This window comes from Verrucomicrobiia bacterium (assembly GCA_036268055.1).
Classification (GTDB): Bacteria; Verrucomicrobiota; Verrucomicrobiia; order Limisphaerales; family Pedosphaeraceae; genus DATAUW01.
On record DATAUW010000037.1, the window covers coordinates 38,215 to 56,999 of the forward strand.

11 protein-coding genes are annotated in these 18,785 nt (G+C 55.6%); 7 read left to right on the plus strand and 4 right to left on the minus strand.

The window, feature by feature from the left end:
• From VH413_19010 to VH413_19040, 7 genes are all read left to right on the plus strand, one after another.
• On the plus strand, nucleotides 1-156 hold the full coding sequence (locus VH413_19010) for a hypothetical protein (GenBank protein ID HEX3800792.1): 156 nt from the start codon (nucleotides 1-3) through the stop codon (nucleotides 154-156).
• Nucleotides 153-1,853, plus strand: coding sequence for a sodium:solute symporter (locus VH413_19015; GenBank protein HEX3800793.1), 1,701 nt, complete (start codon nucleotides 153-155; stop codon nucleotides 1,851-1,853). Before VH413_19010 ends, VH413_19015 begins: the two co-directional genes overlap by 4 nt.
• Nucleotides 1,850-2,620 carry a hypothetical protein gene (locus VH413_19020; GenBank protein ID HEX3800794.1) on the plus strand — a complete coding sequence of 257 codons (771 nt, stop codon included), beginning with the start codon at nucleotides 1,850-1,852 and terminating at the stop codon, nucleotides 2,618-2,620. The genes VH413_19015 and VH413_19020 overlap by 4 nt, the downstream gene beginning before the upstream one ends.
• Entirely contained in the window at nucleotides 2,604-3,329 is a 726-nt protein-coding gene (locus tag VH413_19025) for a PIG-L family deacetylase (protein HEX3800795.1), read from the plus strand. Before VH413_19020 ends, VH413_19025 begins: the two co-directional genes overlap by 17 nt.
• 1 nt (nucleotide 3,330) lies before the next feature.
• Nucleotides 3,331-4,482 carry an N-acetyl-alpha-D-glucosaminyl L-malate synthase BshA gene (bshA, locus tag VH413_19030; GenBank protein HEX3800796.1) on the plus strand — a complete coding sequence of 384 codons (1,152 nt, stop codon included), beginning with the start codon at nucleotides 3,331-3,333 and terminating at the stop codon, nucleotides 4,480-4,482.
• Between the two features lie 900 nt (nucleotides 4,483-5,382).
• Nucleotides 5,383-8,025 carry a DUF1592 domain-containing protein gene (locus tag VH413_19035; GenBank protein HEX3800797.1) on the plus strand — a complete coding sequence of 881 codons (2,643 nt, stop codon included), beginning with the start codon at nucleotides 5,383-5,385 and terminating at the stop codon, nucleotides 8,023-8,025.
• Nucleotides 8,026-8,075: 50 nt separating this feature from the next.
• Complete coding sequence (locus tag VH413_19040; protein HEX3800798.1) at nucleotides 8,076-9,416, plus strand: DUF1552 domain-containing protein; 1,341 nt, start codon at nucleotides 8,076-8,078, stop codon at nucleotides 9,414-9,416.
• A 24-nt stretch (nucleotides 9,417-9,440) separates the two neighbouring features.
• Here the strand turns inward: VH413_19040 and VH413_19045 are convergent, their stop codons facing one another.
• The 4 genes from VH413_19045 to VH413_19060 form a co-directional block, all read right to left on the minus strand.
• Nucleotides 9,441-10,376: a carbohydrate kinase gene (locus VH413_19045; protein HEX3800799.1), complete on the minus strand. Its 936-nt coding sequence runs from the start codon at nucleotides 10,374-10,376 to the stop codon at nucleotides 9,441-9,443.
• 56 nt (nucleotides 10,377-10,432) lie between these two features.
• Entirely contained in the window at nucleotides 10,433-12,643 is a 2,211-nt protein-coding gene (locus VH413_19050; GenBank protein HEX3800800.1) for a glycoside hydrolase family 32 protein, read from the minus strand.
• A 249-nt stretch (nucleotides 12,644-12,892) separates the two neighbouring features.
• Entirely contained in the window at nucleotides 12,893-17,758 is a 4,866-nt protein-coding gene (locus VH413_19055; protein HEX3800801.1) for an autotransporter-associated beta strand repeat-containing protein, read from the minus strand.
• Between the two features lie 42 nt (nucleotides 17,759-17,800).
• The gene (locus VH413_19060; protein HEX3800802.1) at nucleotides 17,801-18,709 is read right to left on the minus strand and encodes a prepilin-type N-terminal cleavage/methylation domain-containing protein; all 909 of its coding nucleotides are present in this window, start codon (nucleotides 18,707-18,709) and stop codon (nucleotides 17,801-17,803) included.
• Nucleotides 18,710-18,785 lie beyond the last annotated feature (76 nt).

An 18,785-nucleotide genomic window follows, 5' to 3' on the forward strand; every position in this document is an offset into this window, starting at 1 on the left:
ATGAAACGTGATCCCGCCACGGAACTTTCCGCGCGTGAAAGTGAAGAGACCGGCTTGCCCTGGCCGCACACGTGGAAGGCCGTTTATCTTTTAGTCATCGGCAGTTTTATTCTTTGGGTTGCGTTGCTCATCGCCCTGACGAATTTCACTTCATGAGCCCGCTGGATTTTGTCGTCCTCATCGCCTCCATGCTCGGCATCGCCGGTTACGGCATCTGGCGCACGCGCGGACCGCAAAACCTGAAAGCCTACCTGAAAGGCGACGGCCGAACCCCGTGGTTTGCCATCGGCCTTTCCGTCATGGCCACTCAAGCCAGCGCCATCACCTTTCTCTCCACTCCGGGACAAGGCTATCTCGGCGGACTCGCATTTGTGCAGATTTATTTCGGCATGCCAATCGCGTTGATCATCATCGCCGCCGTCTTCCTGCCGATCTTTCGCCGCCTGAATGTCTATACCGCCTACGAATTCCTCGGCAAACGCTTCGACCCCAAAACCCGCCTGCTGGGCGTTGCCATATTTCTTCTCCAACGCGGCTTGGGCGCGGGCTTGACGATTTACGCGCCCGCCATTGTCTTGACCACCGTCTTCGGCTGGCCGTTGAACCTGACCATCATTTGCAGCGGCGTGCTCGTGATCATCTACACCGTCATCGGCGGCAGCGACGCCGTCACCGTCACGCAAAAATATCAACTCGGCATCATCTTCGCCGGCATGATCGCCGCGTTTTGTTTGCTCGTCATGAAACTGCCCGCCGGGATGGGCCTGGGCGATATCACCGCTCTCGCCGGTGGATTTCATAAACTCAAAGCCGTGAATTTTTCCACGGACGTTCACGAGCGATATACTTTCTGGTCGGGCCTGTTGGGTGGAACTTTTCTCATGCTTTCCTATTTCGGCACCGACCAATCGCAGGTGCAACGCTACATCGGCGGCGCGTCGTTGCGCGAAGGCCGGCTCGGTCTCATGTTCAATGCCGTCTGCAAAATCCCGATGCAATTCTTCATTTTGTTCCTCGGCGTTTTGCTTTTTGTTTTTTATCAATTCGAGCCGCCGCCGCTCTTTTTCGATCCCGCCTCGAAACATTATTCCGCCGACGAAAAATTGCGCGCTTACGAAACCGAATTCAATTCGTACCACGCCCAAACGCGTGAAGCGCTCGAAGCCTGGTTGAACGCCCGCCATCACGGCGATGCCTCCGCCGCCGCGGGCGCTTTCACTGCCGCTTCGACGGCGCATGAACACGGCGAAGAGATTCGCAAGGACGCTGCGAAGGAATTGCAGACCGCCCATTCCGGCGCGACTGCGAACGACGCCGATTATGTCTTCATCACTTTTATCCTTCACCAACTGCCTCACGGCGTGATCGGTTTGCTCGTCGCGGCATTTTTCGCCGCCGCGCTGTCGTCCAAAGCCGCCGAATTGAACGCGCTCAGTTCCACCACGACCATTGATTTTTACCGCAACCTCATCAATCGCGATGCCACGGACCACGCCTGCCTGATCGCCTCCAAATGGTTCACGGCGCTCTGGGGTTTTGCCGCGATCGGTTTTGCGCTTTATGCGCATCTGGTGGAGAATTTGATCCAGGCTGTGAATATTCTCGGCTCAATTTTTTATGGTGTGTTGCTGGGCCTTTTCGTCGTCGCATTTTTTGTTAAGCGGGTCGGGGGCAGCGCGGTGTTTTGGGGCGCGCTGGTGGCGCAGGCGCTGGTATGCGTTCTATATTTTAAATTGACCATTTCCTATCTGTGGTATCCGCTCATTGGCTGCGCCGCGTGCGTGGCGTTCAGTCTCATGTTCCAAACCATTCTCGGCAGCAGCGAAAAGACGAACCCAATACCCGCGTCATGAATTCTCCCGTGATTTGTTTTGGACAACAGCCCTGCGGTTTTTTTCCGAAACGCTTTTTAGTCGCGAAAATCCAAACCGCCCGCCGTCTGCAAAGCGAGATCGGCGGCGAGATCGTTTTTTTCTTTCACGACAGCGACCATGACCCGCGTGAAACCAAGACCGCCCTGCGCCATCGCAAGACCAATGAACCGGCCCACCTGAACTTCGCCTTCGCCAATAAGACCCAGCGGAAATTTTCGCCGCTGCATCTCAAACAAATTCCGCCCGACTGGCAGAAAAAAACCGCGTTGCAGTTGCCCAACTACGTGGAGAAACCCTTGATCGAAATGTTTGAAAGCGTCTCCGCTTCCAACATCGCGGATTTCTGCCTCGAGATGTATCGCCGGATGGGTTTGCTCGACGGCATCCGGGTCGTGCGTTCCAGCGATCCCGAATTGCGCCGCGCGGCTTGCGACATTCCGGATTTTTTTGCCGATGTTTCCCACGCGGGTGAAATCGTTCGCGCGCGCTTTTGTGGCGACTGCCTGAAATTGCACGAAGGCGGTAATGAGTTTATCGTCCTGCCATTGCAAACTTTTGCCAAAGAGCAAATCAGTCCCGTGCGCGATACCCGCTTGCGCTGGATGCAATCCATTCTCCATTGCACGCACTACATTGCCGGTGCGGGCGAGCAGGCCTATCTCCGCCACGAAGATGCGCCGGAAATTAATTTCGTCGTGCGCGATACCATTGACCGGCCTGAAGAAGCTTATGTCGAACTCTCCTGAATTGCCTCCTCTGCTCGTCTTTGGCGCGCATCCCGACGACATTGAATTCGGCTGCGGACCCGTCATCGCCAGCGAGACGCGCGCCGGGCGCAAAGCGCATTTTATCGTTTGTTCACGCGGCGAAGCGGGCACGCATGGCACGCCCAAACAGCGAACAGCCGAGGCAAAGAAATCCGCCGCCTTGCTGGGCGCGACCATCGAGTTTATCGAACTCGACGGCGATGCTCATCTGGAAATTCGCGCCGCGCACGCGCTCAAACTGGCGGAAATTTTGCGGCGCGTTCGCCCCGGTGTCGTGCTCGCGCCGAGCCTCGCGGAAAATCAACATCCCGACCACTGGCGTCTGGGCACACTGGTTCGCGATGCCGCCCGCCTCGCGCGTTATGGCGGGCTCAAGGAACTGCGCCGCCAGCCGCCGCACGCCATTCAGCAATTATTTTTCTACGCCGTCACCCCCGAAGCTGAACCCGCGGACATCACCCCGATTCTCATTGATGTTTCATCGCCGGAATTGATCAACGCCTGGACCGCTGCGATGAAAGCGCATGCCAGCCAGACCTCCGCCATTAACTATATCGAATTGCAACTGACCCGCGCCCGGCTCCTCGGCGCGCGCGCGGGCGTTGGTCACGCGGTCGCTTTGTTCCCCAACGAACCGCTGCTGCTTCTTTCATTGGCGCAAGCCGGTCGCGGCGCGCGGCGGTTTTGATATGGATTCCGACCGCCCATTAAGAATCGGCATCACCTGTTACCCCACCGTTGGCGGCAGCGGCATCCTCGCATCCACTCTCGGTGAAATTCTCGCGCAACGCGGACACGAAGTTCACTTCATCAGTTACGAACGCCCCTTCCGCATGCCCGCCCAGGCGCCGCGACTTTTTTTTCATCCGGTGGTGATCAACGATTACGGCCTTTTCAAATATCCTGATTATACTTTGCCGCTCTCGGTGAAAATGGCGGAGGTAAGCCGCGACTGCCAGTTGGATATTCTCCACGTGCATTACGCCGTACCGCACGCCACCGCTGCGATGCTTGCGCGCTCCATGCTGCCGCCGAAACAGCAACCCCGCGTCGTCACCACGCTCCACGGCACGGACACCACCTTGCTCGGCAGCGACCCCGGTTATGGCCCCGCCATCCACCACGCGCTGACCCACTCCGACGCGGTGACAGTCGTATCGGATTATTTAAAATCCGAAACTCAACGCGTGCTCGGCTTCCATCGCCCGATGGAAGTCATCCATAATTTTTTTGAACCCCGCGCCGCGCGACGCTCAAAAGAAGACGTGCGCCGCGAACTCGGTTTGCGCGACGAAGTCATGGTGCTCCACTCCTCCAACTTGCGGCCCGTAAAACGAATTGATTTGCTGCTGGAAACCGTGGCCCGGATTCAATCGCGCCATCCCTTCAAGCTCGTTATCCTCGCCGGTGGAAATTTTGCTCCGTTTGCCGAAGCCGTACGGCGGTTGCAACTTGAGGACCGTGTGATCGTCCGCGAAAATATTCTGGCCATCGAAGACTATCTGCAAGCCGCCGACATCGGCCTGTTCACTTCCGAAAACGAAAGCTTTTGTTTAAGCATTCTCGAAGCCATGTGCTTCGCCTGCCCCAGCGTCGCCACGCGAGTCGGCGGCATTCCCGAAGTCGTTCAGGACAATATCACGGGAATCCTTGGCGCATTCGGCGACTCTGAACATCTGGCGCGCTCAGTCGAAAAACTGATTGATGACCCCACCCTTCGGACAACGATGGGACGCGCCGCCCAAACCCGCGCCCGCGAACAATTCTCCGCCGCCGCCATCGTCCCCCGCTACGAAGCCCTCTACCGCCGCGTCTGCGCCACCGCCGCCATTCCCGGGTAATCCCCCGCTTATACGCAGGGATGACCAAAATTAGCGATCTAACAAACGCTACCCTCGTCACCTGCAACCGCCAACCGAACGCACTCCGTCTCTCTCCCCACGACCGCGTGGGGAGAGAGACGGAGAGAGGGGCCGTCTTATCTAAAATAACCCAAAGATCTAAATCACAACCTCCAAGTCCCGCAACGGCGACCAACAATTTAGCGCACGGTAGGGCTGCGCTGCCGCTCCGCCGTCCGAAATCCCGCAGGGACGACCGAACTTAGCCCAGCAATTTATTGCTGGGTTCACATCCGTTACAAATCAAATCCCGCCAGCGACGAAAGAAATCGCCAATCCACCAAAGGCTCTCCCGCGTCAACGCACCCCGCCAACCGAACGTCCTCCGTCCCTCTCTCCCCACGACCGCGTGGGGAGAGAGCCGGAGAGAGGGGCCGTCTTATCTCAAATAACAAAGTCTAAATCACAACCTCCAAGTCCCGCAACGGCGACCAACAATTTAGCGCACGGTAGGGCTGCGCTGCCGCTCCGCCGCCCGAAGTCCCGCAGGGACGACCGAACTTAGCCCAGCCATTTATGGCTGGGTTTGCCTTCGTTACAAATCAAGTCCCGCAGGGACGAAAGAATTTTTCTCTTGGAACCAAAACCTCACCCACTCGCCCAACGCTTCTCATTAACCCCCAACTTCAGTTGGGGGGAACCCTCACCGAAAACAACTCACCTCTATATCGAGCGAAGCGAGGCGAGCCCAGGCGAGCATCCTCCTATCACCCACGCAGCCGCCGCAAGACTTCGCACCGCACCCTCTTGCCATTTGCGCGGTCGCGTTTCTCTCGTGATAAAAAACGAATTGCGGCGTTGACTTCGCTTCGGGGTGGATTTTGAATGGAGTTTGCCCCTATGAATTGGCGTCGTAATAACCACATCAAGGCAATCGTTTCATTTTGTCTGTTCGTCGCAATCGCAGCGCGCATCTCGGGCGCAAGTTTGCCCAAGGGAGTTCAGCCGTTCGTTGCACAATATTGCTCGGAATGCCACGACAAGGACACCAGCAAAGGCGGGCTGGATTTGACGGCCCTGAAATTCGACCCCGCCAGTTCCACCAATTTCTCCGAATGGGTGCTCATCCACGACCGGGTAAGCAAAGGCGAAATGCCGCCGAAGAAAAAGAAAGTGCGCCCGGACGCCTCGGCCGCAGCGGTGTTCACAAATTCATTGGCCGCCGCGCTCACGGATGCGGATCGTCTGCGCATGGCGAAAGAAGGCCGCGCAACCCAACGGCGGCTCAACCGCTACGAATACGAAAACACGTTGCGCGACCTGCTCCACGCTCCGTGGTTGCAACTAAAAAATTCCCTGCCAGAAGATCCGGAGTTGGATCGTTTCAAAATCGGCGACGCTTTGACGATGTCGCACGTCCAGATGGCGCGGTATCTCGCCGCAGCCGATTACGCGCTCCGGCAAGCGATGGCCACTCAAGCCGAGCCGCCCAAAACCGTGGTGAAACGCTATTACGCGCGCGATCAGAATAGTTACACCAAGCCGATGACGTTCACCGTGTTCAACAACGCGCCCGAACGAGCCACGTTTCCCGTGCTCGCTTTTGCCGGGCAAGCCGACGTGCGAAGCAGCAAAGCTCCCATCACCAGCACCAATCCCGCGTTGCGCGAGTTGGAAGGCGTCGGTGTCGTGGCGAGCGCATACGAACCGATCGAGCCAAGATTCAATCAATTCCGGGCTCCCGTCGCCGGCCACTATAAACTTCGTTTCAACGCCTACACGGTTTGGGTCGGCCCGGGCACCAGCAATAATTGGTTCGTCCCCAATCTCGACGATATTTCGCGCGGCCATCGCGACGAGCCGGTGGTAATTTATTCGGATACCCCGCCGGGAATTTTGCGCTGGCTGGGCAAGTTCGATCTGACGCCGGAACCCGCCGTTCACGAAATTGATACCTGGCTCCTCGCCGGTGAACAGATTCGGCCCGATGCCGGACGCCTCTTTCGCTCACGCCCCGGCCCCGGTCGCTGGCAAAATCCGCTCGCGGAAAAAGACGGACAGCCCGGCGTCGTCTTCCGCTGGCTGGAAGTGGAAGGTCCGATTTATGACCAATGGCCCGCCGCCGGACAGAAGTTGCTCTTCGCCGATCTTCCCATGGTGAATCGCAAACCGGCAGACGACGAGCTTCGCACCGTGTCCATGAACCAATCCAAAAAACGCGGGACGGACACCGCCAGGGGCATCGAAGTCATCTCCACGAATCCCGACGCCGACGCCCAACGCCTTCTCCACGAATTCATCCAGCAAGCGTATCGCCGCCCCATTAGCGACAACGACGTGAAGCGCTTTCTGCCTGTCGTGCAAAGCGTGATGAAAAATGGCAACAATTTCACCGACGCCATGATCGCCGCCTACACCGCCGTGTTATGCTCGCCCGAATTCATTTGCCTCAAAGAAAAACCCGGCCGTCTCGATGACTACGCGCTCGCCTCGCGCCTCTCGTATTTTCTTTGGAACACCACGCCGGATGCGGAACTGCGGCGCTGCGCGGAAAACAATCAACTGCATCGTCCTGAAGTCTTGCGCGCCCAAACCGAACGCCTGCTGGACGATCCCAAATCCCGCCAATTCACCGATGCCTTCCTGGACTATTGGCTCGACCTCCGCAAAATCGTCGCCACCGCGCCCGACGGCAATCTCTACCCCGATTATTATCTCGACGATCTGCTCAGCGAATCCGCGCTCGAAGAAACGCAAACTTTCTTCGCCACGCTGCTGCGCGAAAATTTACCCGCGCGCAACATCGTCTCCTCGGACTTCGCCATGCTCAATGAACGGCTCGCGCTCCATTACGGCTTGCCCCCTGTGCAAGGCGTCGCGCTACGCCGCACACCCTTGCCACCCGATAGCCCGCGCGGCGGACTCCTCACCCAAGCCGCCGTCCTCAAAGTCACTGCCAACGGCACAACCACTTCCCCCGTGCTGCGCGGCGCCTGGATCGAGGAACGCATTCTCGGCGAGAAGCCGCCGCCCCCGCCGCCCAATCTCCCCGCCATCGAACCCGATACCCGCGGCGCCGTCACCATCCGGCAGCAACTCGAAAAACATCGCACCCAGGAAACGTGCAATGCCTGTCATGCGAAAATTGACCCCGCCGGTTTCGCGCTCGAAAGCTTTGACGTAATGGGCGGCTGGCGCACTCGCTATCGTGCCGAAGGCGAAGGCACGCCCGAACGCGGCATCGGCAAGGGCGGCCAGAAATTCGCCTTCCATTACGCGCAACCTGTTGACCCCAGCGGCGAATTGCCCGACGGACGAAAATTCAATGACGTTCGCGATTTAAAACGCCTCCTCCTCGCCGACGAAAAACAAATCGCCCGCAATCTCGCCCGTCAACTCGCGGTCTATGCCACCGGCGCGCCAATTCATTTCGCCGACCGCGAAATCATCGAAGGAATTTTGCAACGCTCCGCTGCCAGCCAATACGGCGTGAAAAGTATCATTGAAGAACTGGTGCAGAGCGATTTATTCCTGAACAAATAGAGTCTCGACTTTGGCAAAAAATTGTGTTTACTAACCCTTAACCAGCCGCCATGAACTCGCATTCAAACCGCGCCTCCGCCGGGCCCTTCGTCTCCACCACCCGCGCATTGTCCCGCCGGAAGTTCCTTCGCAGCGCGGGCATTCTGCTTTCGCTGCCACTGCTCGATGCCATGACGCCCGCGTTCGCGATGGAGAAACGCATCGCCGCCGACACGAAGCCGCGCCGCATGCTGGGAATCTGCAACAACCTCGGTTTGCTGCCGGATAATTTTTTCCCCAAGACCACCGGAGTTGACTACGAACTCTCGCCGTATCTCGAAATTCTCAAATCCCATCGCGACAATTTCACCGTCTTCAGCGGCGTCTCGCATCCCGACGTGGATGGCGGCCATCCCGCCGACAACTGTTTCCTCACCGCCGCGCCGCATCCGGGAAGCGGCGGCTTTCGCAACACCATTTCCCTCGATCAATATGTCGCCGAACGCATCGGCAACCGCACCCGTTTTCCTTCGCTGACTCTCGGCGTTAATGTCCTTCAGGGCTTGCGCAGTCTTTCCTGGACCGGTTCCGGCGCGCTGATTCCCTGCGAGGAAAAAGCCGCGGAAGTTTTCAGCCGCATGTTTTTGCAAGGCACAAAAGCCGAAACCGACGCGCAGATGCGGAAACTCGAAACCGGCCAGAGCATCCTCGACGCCGTGGCAGGCCAGGCGAAAGATTTGCAACGCAACGTCGGCGCGCGCGATCGCGATCGGCTCGACCAATATTTCACCAGCGTCCGCGAATTGGAACAGCGCATGCAAATGTCACGCGAATGGGAACTCAAACCCAAGCCGAAAGTGACCGCCCCCATGCCGCTTGATCCCGCCAGCCCCAAGGCCTACATGGAAAAAGTGCGGCTGATGTATGACATGGCGCGGCTGGCGTTTGAGACCGATTCCACCCGCTCGATTTCCTTGCTGCTCGACAGTGTGAACTCCCCCGCGATTGATTTGGGAGAAATGAAAACCAGCGATGGCTACCACAATCTTTCGCACCACGGAAAATCCAAGGAGAAGCTCGCGCAGTTGAAAGCCATTGACGAATGGCACATGAAGTTGCTCGCGGAATTGTTCGATCATCTTAACGGCGTGCGCGAAAATGGCGAACCGCTGCTTGATCGCACGATGATTCTTTACGGCTCCAACCTCGGCAACGCCAACACGCACGTGACCACCAACATGCCGACGATCTTCGCGGGCGGCGGTTTCAAACACGGCCAGCATCTCGCATTCGACGCCGTCCATAATTATCCCCTGCCCAATCTTTTCGTCTCCATGCTGCAACGCATGGACATCGAAACGGACAAGTTCGCTTCGTCCACCGGAACCATGCGCGGTTTGGCGATGGCCTAAATCGTCGCCAAATATTTTTATTCGTCAGGCTCGGTGTTGAATTTGGATCACCGAATCCGAAGTTCCGTTGCCACCGGCGGCAAATTTGTTTCGCAGTTGTGTCGGCAGAACCGGTGTCGCTCCCGCCTGAGAACAAACGAAACCGGCCACCTGCGTCGCAAAAATGTGAACTTGATCGAGGTCGAGTTTGTTCAGCAATCCCATCGTCAACGCCGCCGTGAAGGCATCTCCCGCGCCGACCGTGTCCACCACGTTCACTGGCTCGGATACCCGCTCCGACCACCGGCCGTCCTGATAAAGAAAACTGCCGCGCGGCCCCCGGGTCAACACGATCACTTGTAAATGGAAAAGCTCGGCCAGGCGCTCCATCTGTTGCCGCGGCTCGATTCCCAAATCAAACATCCCCGCCAAAACCGGAAGTTCCTGGTCATTCAACTTGAGCACATTCGCCATTTGCAGCGACTCTTCGATAATTTCGCGCGAGTAATATGGCTGGCGCAAATTGATGTCGAAAATGCGCAACGCCCCCGCGGGCGCCGCCGCCATCAACTGCCGGATGCATGACCGCGAGCGCGTATTTCGCTGGGCCAGGGTGCCGAAGCAGATCGCGTTCGCCTCGCTGACCGCGCTCTGTGCGGCTTCCGTTGGCGCGAGCCAATCCCACGCCACATCCTCATGGATGGTGAATTGCGGCACGCCGTCTTCGCAGAGCGTGACTGCCACCGTTCCCGTGGGTTTGCCCGCATCAATTTGCATGACGCCATCCGCGATTTTCATCTCATTGAATCGCTGAAGAATCTCACGTCCCAAAGAATCCTCCCCGACCCGGGTGATGACCGAAGCATTCGCGCCCAGCGACCGGGCATGAAAAGCAAAATTGGCGGGAGCGCCGCCCAACTGCCTGCCGGCGGGCATCAAATCCCACAAAACTTCGCCGATGCCAATGACCTTATAAATCATACATTACAAACGCGCACATTCCCCGAGACTCAAAATTTTTATCGAAATTTTTGTTTTCATTCCCACGCCGATTTCAACTCATGGACTTTCAACGAAATAATATTCGCAGTCCCGCCCTGGCAGGAAAGTTTCACGCTTTGGTTTTGCGGCAGCGCCTTCGCCATCGGCATATAGAGCAATCCGTCTCCGCCAAAAATATCGAGCGAAGCGCGGTCCACAAAAATGTGCAGCGAAATTTTCCCTTCTTGCGGCACTAGCGCGGACTGGCTTCCCATGCAGGAAAGCTTCTGCGTCGCGACCTCATAAGTGATCGGCACGCCACGGATTTCAAACGTGATTTCCCGGGCGTCACCGATGGAAATCTCCGCTTCGATCTCGGCCAGATCCACATTGATTCCCGCCAGCGGATTTTTTTCCGGCGCGAGTGGCTGCGGCGGGACAATCTGCGTTTTTTGGCGAAGGGATTTGAGTTCTCGCGCGGGGTTGACGGAGAGCGATAAACCGGAACTTGTGGAACGCCAGGCCAGTTCCACCGGCAATCCCATCATCTGATTGAACGTCAGGCCGCGAAAAATTTCTCCATTCGGCAGCCTGCCCCACGGTATCAGAATACAACGGCCATCGCTTTCGGGAATGTCTGAAAACACTTGCGACGCATACCAACAGTTGCCGTTTTGCAAACGCTGAGGCTGGGTTTCAGGCGTAAATTTTTTGCCATCAAAGTCCCCGATCAAATAAACTCCGCTGGCCCCGAAGAAAACCCAGCGCCTCGAATGCGTATCGCCTTCCCTGGGGACCTGGAAAAAATTCGGGCACTCGGCATCGCCGGGAAGCGTGAAATCCTGGAGCTTGTTCCAATGTTTCAGATCACGTGAATCAAAAATCGCATAATTATTTCCTTCCAGGTAAAGCGCCATCACCCATTTTTTTTCCGGCTCGAACCAGACCAGCTTGGGATCGCGATTCTCACCGACGATATGGCCCAGCACGGGATTGTGTTCGTATTTAGTCCACGTGCGTCCGCGGTCATTGCTGTACGCAATTTCCTGGGTGAAAGGTTTGCCCGCTGCCGTGGCCATGGCGACGAGCGCCGGCTCTTTTCCAGTCTGAAAACCGCCGGTATTGTTCCAATCCACCGCCGCCGAACCGGAATACATCATCCCATGTTCATCGGGATACAAGGCTTCCGGCAAATCTTTCCAATGAACCAAATCTTTGCTCACCGCATGCCCCCAATGCATGTTGCCCCAGTTCCAGCCGTAAGGGTTGTGCTGATAAAATAAATGATATTCGCCCTGATAAAAAACGAGGCCGTTGGGATCGTTCAACCAGCCGTGCGGCGCGGTGAAATGAAATTGAGGCCGGCGCGCTTCATGACGCAACTCTTTGGCGTTCTTGATCGCCGCGGATTGGTCAATCAATCGCAAGCCAGTTGAGTTCTCCGGCAGCTTGTCCACTTTGATGGTAATTTTTTCGCCGCGAAAGGGTGTGGCATCCATGAACGCCCACCAATCGGGTTGTCCATTCGCAAGTTCAATGTCGAACTCACGTTCCATCTGCCCGTTCGCCATGATACTGACGCGGCACATCGGCGCGCCATTTTTTACCGGCAGGTTGAGATACGGTTGCGTGATTTCCATTTCGCGCGTCACGTCGCGCAGAATAATTTCGGCACGGATGCGTTTATCGCTTTGCACGATTTGATCCACATTGATATGCCCCCATCCGCCGGTCGCGTGGTCAACGATTTCCAGCGTGACGTTCTTGCCGATAAGTTTGCTGGTATCCCACTGTGCGGGCTGCAATCGCTCACTGCCGCCGGGCTGCGTGTTCGGTCCGGTGGCGGTGCGCACCATCTTTCCATCCACTAACAGATTGAGACAGGTCTTGCCTTCCCATCCACCACCGCCGATCAGAAACTGAATATACTTGCGCCGGACGACAAAGGGCGGCGAAGTCAATGTGCCTTCCGCGTCATCTCCGCCATTGAAGGAATTAGCCAAGCCATTCCCCTGAAAGCCGTCCACCTTCATTTGATTGGGCAAAGTGCCGTGGGCCGGTCCGTTTCCAAAAGCCGTTCCCGAAACTTTCCAATCCCCGTAGCTTGTGCCCTCAAAATCCGCCACGACGATGTCCGGTTCCTGCGCCCGGGCAATGTGAACACTCACGCCGGCGAACATGAGAACCACGCAGACTATTCGCCACATCCCAAGCCACACGCGCGCGCGAAAATTGAAAAACCGAGTCGAGTCTTGATTCAAGTTCATGCTAATTTTGCAAACGCGCGCCGCGATCATCATGGCGCTGGCCAAATGGATTTGAGTTTTGAAACCGTCAACGAGTTAAAGATAGCGGGCCGACCGGTGCAAGTCAGTGATTTCTTAGGTCTGTTCTGGATTGCATATCGAAGAACCATAGCTGTTTTCATCTTTGGTAAGTTTACGATTGAACAACAAAGGGCGTTGCCAGAGTAGCCAATCCGGCAACGCCCGGTAATACTAATTAACTTCAGCCTATCAGGGTGTAACTGTCCGATAATAAACATTTCCTGCCGGAGCGGTTGTATCCTGGAAGGTCACAAAGGCGTCCGCCGGGGCAATGTTCGTGGACACGTCTATCCAGGGACCGGTAAGCGCCGTTGCACGTTGCACGCGATACGAATTACCCGGCGTCGCGGCGAATTGGATCGTGTTTGTATTGCCGTTTTTCGTCGGCGGCAACAGATTGGAAACGGCCAGACCGATGGCATCAGCCCATGTCGCGCCCAACCGGATTTCGTCGGTCTTCACATCCGGGCCGTTGTAAGCCGCGACGGAGACGCCGTTGAACGACATATCAGCCACGCCGGTCGCTACCAGCGTCGGAACGGCTGGTTCTGTGGATGAAGTCGGATTGCGATAAACGAACACGTCATCATTGCCGGGTTTGTAATCAATACGCACGACATAGAAATTGACCGCCGCCGTGCCCGCTCCGAGCGAGCGATTATTCACACTGTTCGGCGCGCGTAGATTGACGGTATTCGCCCCGGCATCATTGCCGATGCCACCGATGCGGCCCGGATCGCTCAAGTTGCCTTTATGCAACTCCAGTTCATAGAATCCAGAAGTACGGTCAGGTTCTTGCATGAAGCTAAGATAGATCGTTTTGTTGTCGGCGCCGATGTTGCCATTGGCGTCCACAAATCCTTGCGTGAACAAATCGGAATTAGTGGACGTGTCGAAAAACCTTCCCGAACGCGTTTGGGCATTGGATGGAACCTCAATGGAGTTGCCGACGGAACGCGAATCATAACCGGCTGGAACACTCGCCCCTCCGATCAAACCACTCGAAGAGATGATCACGCCATTTCCATCCGTCTGCTGCCACGGACCATTCCAGCCAAATCCGCCGTTCTGGCTCGATCCATCCACCGATCCCGCGGCATAGGCAAAACCATCATAGGCGAAGATATGATTATTGATCGCATAGACGGTCACAGCGACGACACTGCTAGTAACCGATCCGAAACCGCCCGAAGCCACCACATAATAATTTCCGCCACTGTTAATTTGCACATTAGAAAGAGTCAGGCTGCTGCTTGTGGCTCCCGCGACCGGATTGCCGTCCTTATACCATTGATAAGAAGGCGAGCCACCAACTGTCGCACTGGTCAGCGTAATGGATTGATGCAAATTACCGTTCAAATAGATCTGCTTGTTTACCGGCTGGGTAGAGAATGCCACTCCCACGACTTGCAAGTTTCCTGAGCCGTTGATGAATCCCGAAAGATTAGCCGCACTATAAGTGCCAATCGGCAGAGCCACACCATTGGTGAAACAGGAAGGCACAGTAAGTGTGCCGCTATTATTCAAGGTCAGCAATGCGCCATCAACCAGACGGAATGTGCTTGCGCTATTGCCCGCCACATCTATTTGTAAGGTGCTGCCCGTGCTGACAATGGTATCGCCGGTATAGCTGCTGTTCGTGCCTGCCAAATCCAGCACACCACCGCCAGCCACATTCAATCCGCCATTGCCGGTCAATGTTCCCGATAATGTAATAACGCTGCCACTAGGATTGAAGGTCACCGAACCATTGAGATTCGTCAGGTTCATGTTCAATGATGACGACCAGCTTGAAGAAGCCGCGACCGTTCCGCCGCCAAGGTTGATTTGATACAACCCGTCATCACTGACAATACCGCCGAAGTCAATGGTGATGGTGCCACCGCTGAGGGTATAGACACCCAAACCAAAAGAGCGCGATGCTCCGAGGTCCAGTTTGAACATGTCCATGATACTGCCACCGGTCTGTTTGAGAAACGCGCTATAAGTTATGCCATTATCACCAAGGCTGACACCCAAACTATAACCGCCCATGTCCAGCGTGCCCCCATTCATATCATACTCGGCTTGCGTGCCGGAATGGCTGGTCGCACCCACGTATAAAAAGGTTTGGTTCGCCGGACTAAAGGTAAAGGTTCCGCCGTTTTGAATTATTTTGCCACTGCCACTGTCACGACCAATAACCAAGGCGTCGCCAAAACTGCCGGAAACGGTAAGTGCCGCGCCATTCTGGATGACGAGTGTGCCGTTGTAATTCGTGTTCGCGTCGCCGAGATAAATGTGATCGCTATTGCCGCCGCCGTTGATCGTCGTGTTTCCCTTGATGATGAGTGTGCCGCCGTTGTCATCCAAACTCGTGAAAGTATCCGCTCCACCTAGAGTCAGGGTGCCCGCATCGAGTTTGTTGAGGGCGTTGGTGGTGGCCGTGATATTGCCTTCCAGATCAAGATTTCCATTCGTCGGGGTATCTATGGTTTTGTCATTGTTCCACGCCATATTAAGATTGATCGTCTGCGTGATCGGCGCAGGAGGATTGCCATTGAATTCAATCGCGCCGCTGAGACCAATGTCATTCCCACTGATCACGAATGCCCCGGCGTTGGTATCAAAGGTAAAACTGCCCACGGTGATGCCCGAAAGATCATTGTTGTTCGCCAGATGTTTATTGCCCGCGAAGGTCAAACCTATCGGAAAGATGGGCACTGCGTTCTGGTCCCAGTTGCCACCGGTGCTCCAGTTAGTATCCGCGCCATTGCCAGTCCAAAGCCCCGAACTGATGCTGCTCGAAACCTGCAAGCTGCCATTACCAGTGATGAATCCAGGCAAACTGGCTGAAGAATAGGAACCAACCGGAAGCGCAACGCCGTTAGTCGAGATTCCGCCGGTAACAAAATTGCCATTGAAGTTCAGGTTCAGCGCCGCGCCATCCACGAGGCGGATTTTCCCAAAGCTGCTGCCGGATTGATCCAGTTGCAAAGTGCTTCCCGCATTGACGACGGTATCTCCGGTGTAAGTGTTCACTCCGGAAAGTTCCAAAGTGCCACTACCCGATACAGTTAAGCCGCCACTACCGGAAAGCGCGCCGGACAAGGTTATGATATTGCCAGAAGGATTAAATGTCACCGGGCCGTTGGAGCCGGTCAGCGTCATGTTCAGGGCAGAAGACCAACTCGTTTCGGCTGCGATAGTTCCACCGCCCAAATTCAACTGATAACCGCCACCCGCGAAGACCGTAATGCCTCCCGCGCCGATATACATGGTGCCACCGGTGAGATTGTAAATACCCTTACCCTGCGTAAAGAAAGGACTGAAATAAAGATTGCCTACATTCGTGATCACACCGCCGTCCTGATTCAGGGCGCACGTAATCACGGCGCCGGATCCGAGCGCGATACCCAAAGTATTGCCGTGCATGTCCAGCACGCCACCATTCATGTCGTACTCCGAATGCGTAGCGGTGCTGCCGGATGCGCCGATGAAAAGATAATTATTATTTCCAATGGCAAAGTCAAACGTGCCGCCGTTTTGAATAACCGTTCCGCTTCCACTATCGCGGCCAATCACGCCAGCGTCATCATAGCTGCCAGTGACGGACAGATTTGCGCCGGGCTGGATGATCAGTGTGCTGGTGACGCCATTGATGAAGTCACCATCGGCGATATACCATCTATGACCACTGCCCCCGGTAAAGGCGGAATTGCCAGTAATGATATTAGTTCCGCCGCTCGCGCTCAACGCCGCAAAGGTATTGGTTCCGCTCAGCGAAAGCGTGCCCGGTCCGGTCTTGGTCAGCCAGCTCCCGGAAGTGACGTCGCCGCTCACAGCCAGGCTGGCATTTGAAGGGGTATCCATAGTTATATCTGCCGTTGGCGTCAACGGCAGACTAATCGTTTGCGTGATGGACGAAGCTGGAGTTCCGTTGAAACCAATATTGCCATTTAACCCAAGACTATTGCCGGCGAGGTTAAATGCTCCCGCAGCCGAATCAAAGAGGATGCTATTGGCGCTCACGCCCGTCAAATTATTGGTGTTGTTCAAATGGCTGTTGCCCGCAAAGGTGAGACTGGTGGCGAATACGGGAACGACGCCGTTGTCCCAGTTGCCGCTGGTATTCCAATTATTATCCGCGCCACCGCCCGTCCACAGGCCCGTGCTCGAAGCAGCGGGACTTACCACGTCACTCCAGGTTTCTCCAACTCTCACTTCGTCATGCGCCACCGTCGTGCTGCCCACAAACGCGCCAAACGAAATGCCATTAAACGACATGTCACCCACTCCCGTTTCAGTCAGCGTAGGCGTTGCCGGTTCCGTGCTCGAAGTGGGATTTTGATATACGGACACATTGTCATTTCCGCCCATGAAATCTATCCGCACCACATAGAACGAAACTGCCGTGCTCGCCGCTCCGATCGGCGTCTGCGCCGCAGCAGGTGTCCGCAAAAACACACTACTGCTGCCAGCGGAATCGGAACCCACGCCCGCGATGCGACCAGGGTCATTCAAATCGCCGCGATGAAATTCAAACTCGTAATAATTATTGTTCGCGACACTCGGCTGCTGAAGAAAACTGATGTAAAGCGTCTTGCCGCTGGCGCCAATATTTCCATTGGTATTCACATAGCCTTTTAGTCCAAAGATGCCTCCAGCCGAGGTGTCCAAAAATCGCCCCGTGCGCGTGCCGTTCGGAGTAAAGGCAGAGTTCCCGATGGATTTCGCATCGTAACCGGAAGGCGCGTTTGCACCTGCGACCAATCCTCCCGACTGCACGCTGGAATTGCCATTGACCACATCCTGCCACCCACCATTCCAACCAAAGCCGCCGCTCAGGCCGGTTAAATTACCGTTGCCGCTGGGATAGTTGAATCCTTCGTAGCCCATCAATGCAGCATGAGCAGTAGGCAACGCAAACAACGCGGCACACGCGGCCACCGTTGACAAGATTTTCACCGGCGAAAATCGGCTCGCACGGCCACGACGGCCTGGCGCAACTTTATTTTGGATAAAGGTAAGCCAGTTAAATGAGTTGAGTTTTTGGTTGGTCAGGTTGTGGTTCATAACAGTTGTAGTGGGCTGGATTTGGAAAATAGGAAAAGTAAGTTATCGGTCGCCGCCGCGTTGAAGTGGATCCCAATAGTGGGAATTGATCAGGCACTTGGAACTTCCGCCAAACTCCGGGTCGAGCGGCGGATTGATGTCCGCTTCTCGTTTGGCTTCCGCATGGCCGTCAGCGAAACCCACATTGCCCAAGCCGGGAAATTTCCCGCCGTTGTGGCGGGTGGTTTCGATCCCTTCATATTGGCCGGACGAGCTGGGAACCTGCATGCTGGCTTTGCCCCACCACAAACTGCCGCTGGCGGTTAGGTCGGTGGGCTTAGGTTGCTTGTCACCAAATACGAGACATTCGGACGGATGCAGCATGTCACTGCGTTTGAAGTTCAGCGAACTGGTGAAAGAAAAAGAACCAACGGTAACGGTCTGCACGGGGTTGGGCGTGCAGCTCAAAAAGAAGGAATTGTAACCGTAGCCAACCAGGTCGAAATTAAAATCCCAGTTCCAAACTTTTCCTCCGGTCAAAGTCACTGGCCCATTGACCGCCGGATCGTGAAAGGATCGGTAGTTATTCGTCGTTCCGCCACAAATCGCCGTGCCCCACCAATGATATGCCTTGTCATTTACCGAGTCCGACGCCACCGCCGTCGGAAACAGATCATTATTGTCGTCCGTATAAATCTGCGTAAAAATGGTGATCTGCTTCAAATTATTCAGGCACGCTATCCTGATGCCCTTGCTTTTCGCAGAGGCCAGCGCGGGCAAAAGCAACGCCGCCAAAATGGCGATGATCGCGATGACCACTAATAATTCGATCAAGGTGAAAGCCGAATGAAGCGAACTGCGAACCTCAAATCCCTTTAAACTCTTGGTGTTTTCGTTCGATTTGGCAGAAATAAAACGACCACCAACCGCGGACGACGGCGCTTTCAAATCATAAATACGGACGGGCTTCATTAAGGAAAATTTATTACACAAAGCTTCTGTGGCACAAATGTTGTATAGACAAGATTTAAGATTCCTGTTATTACAT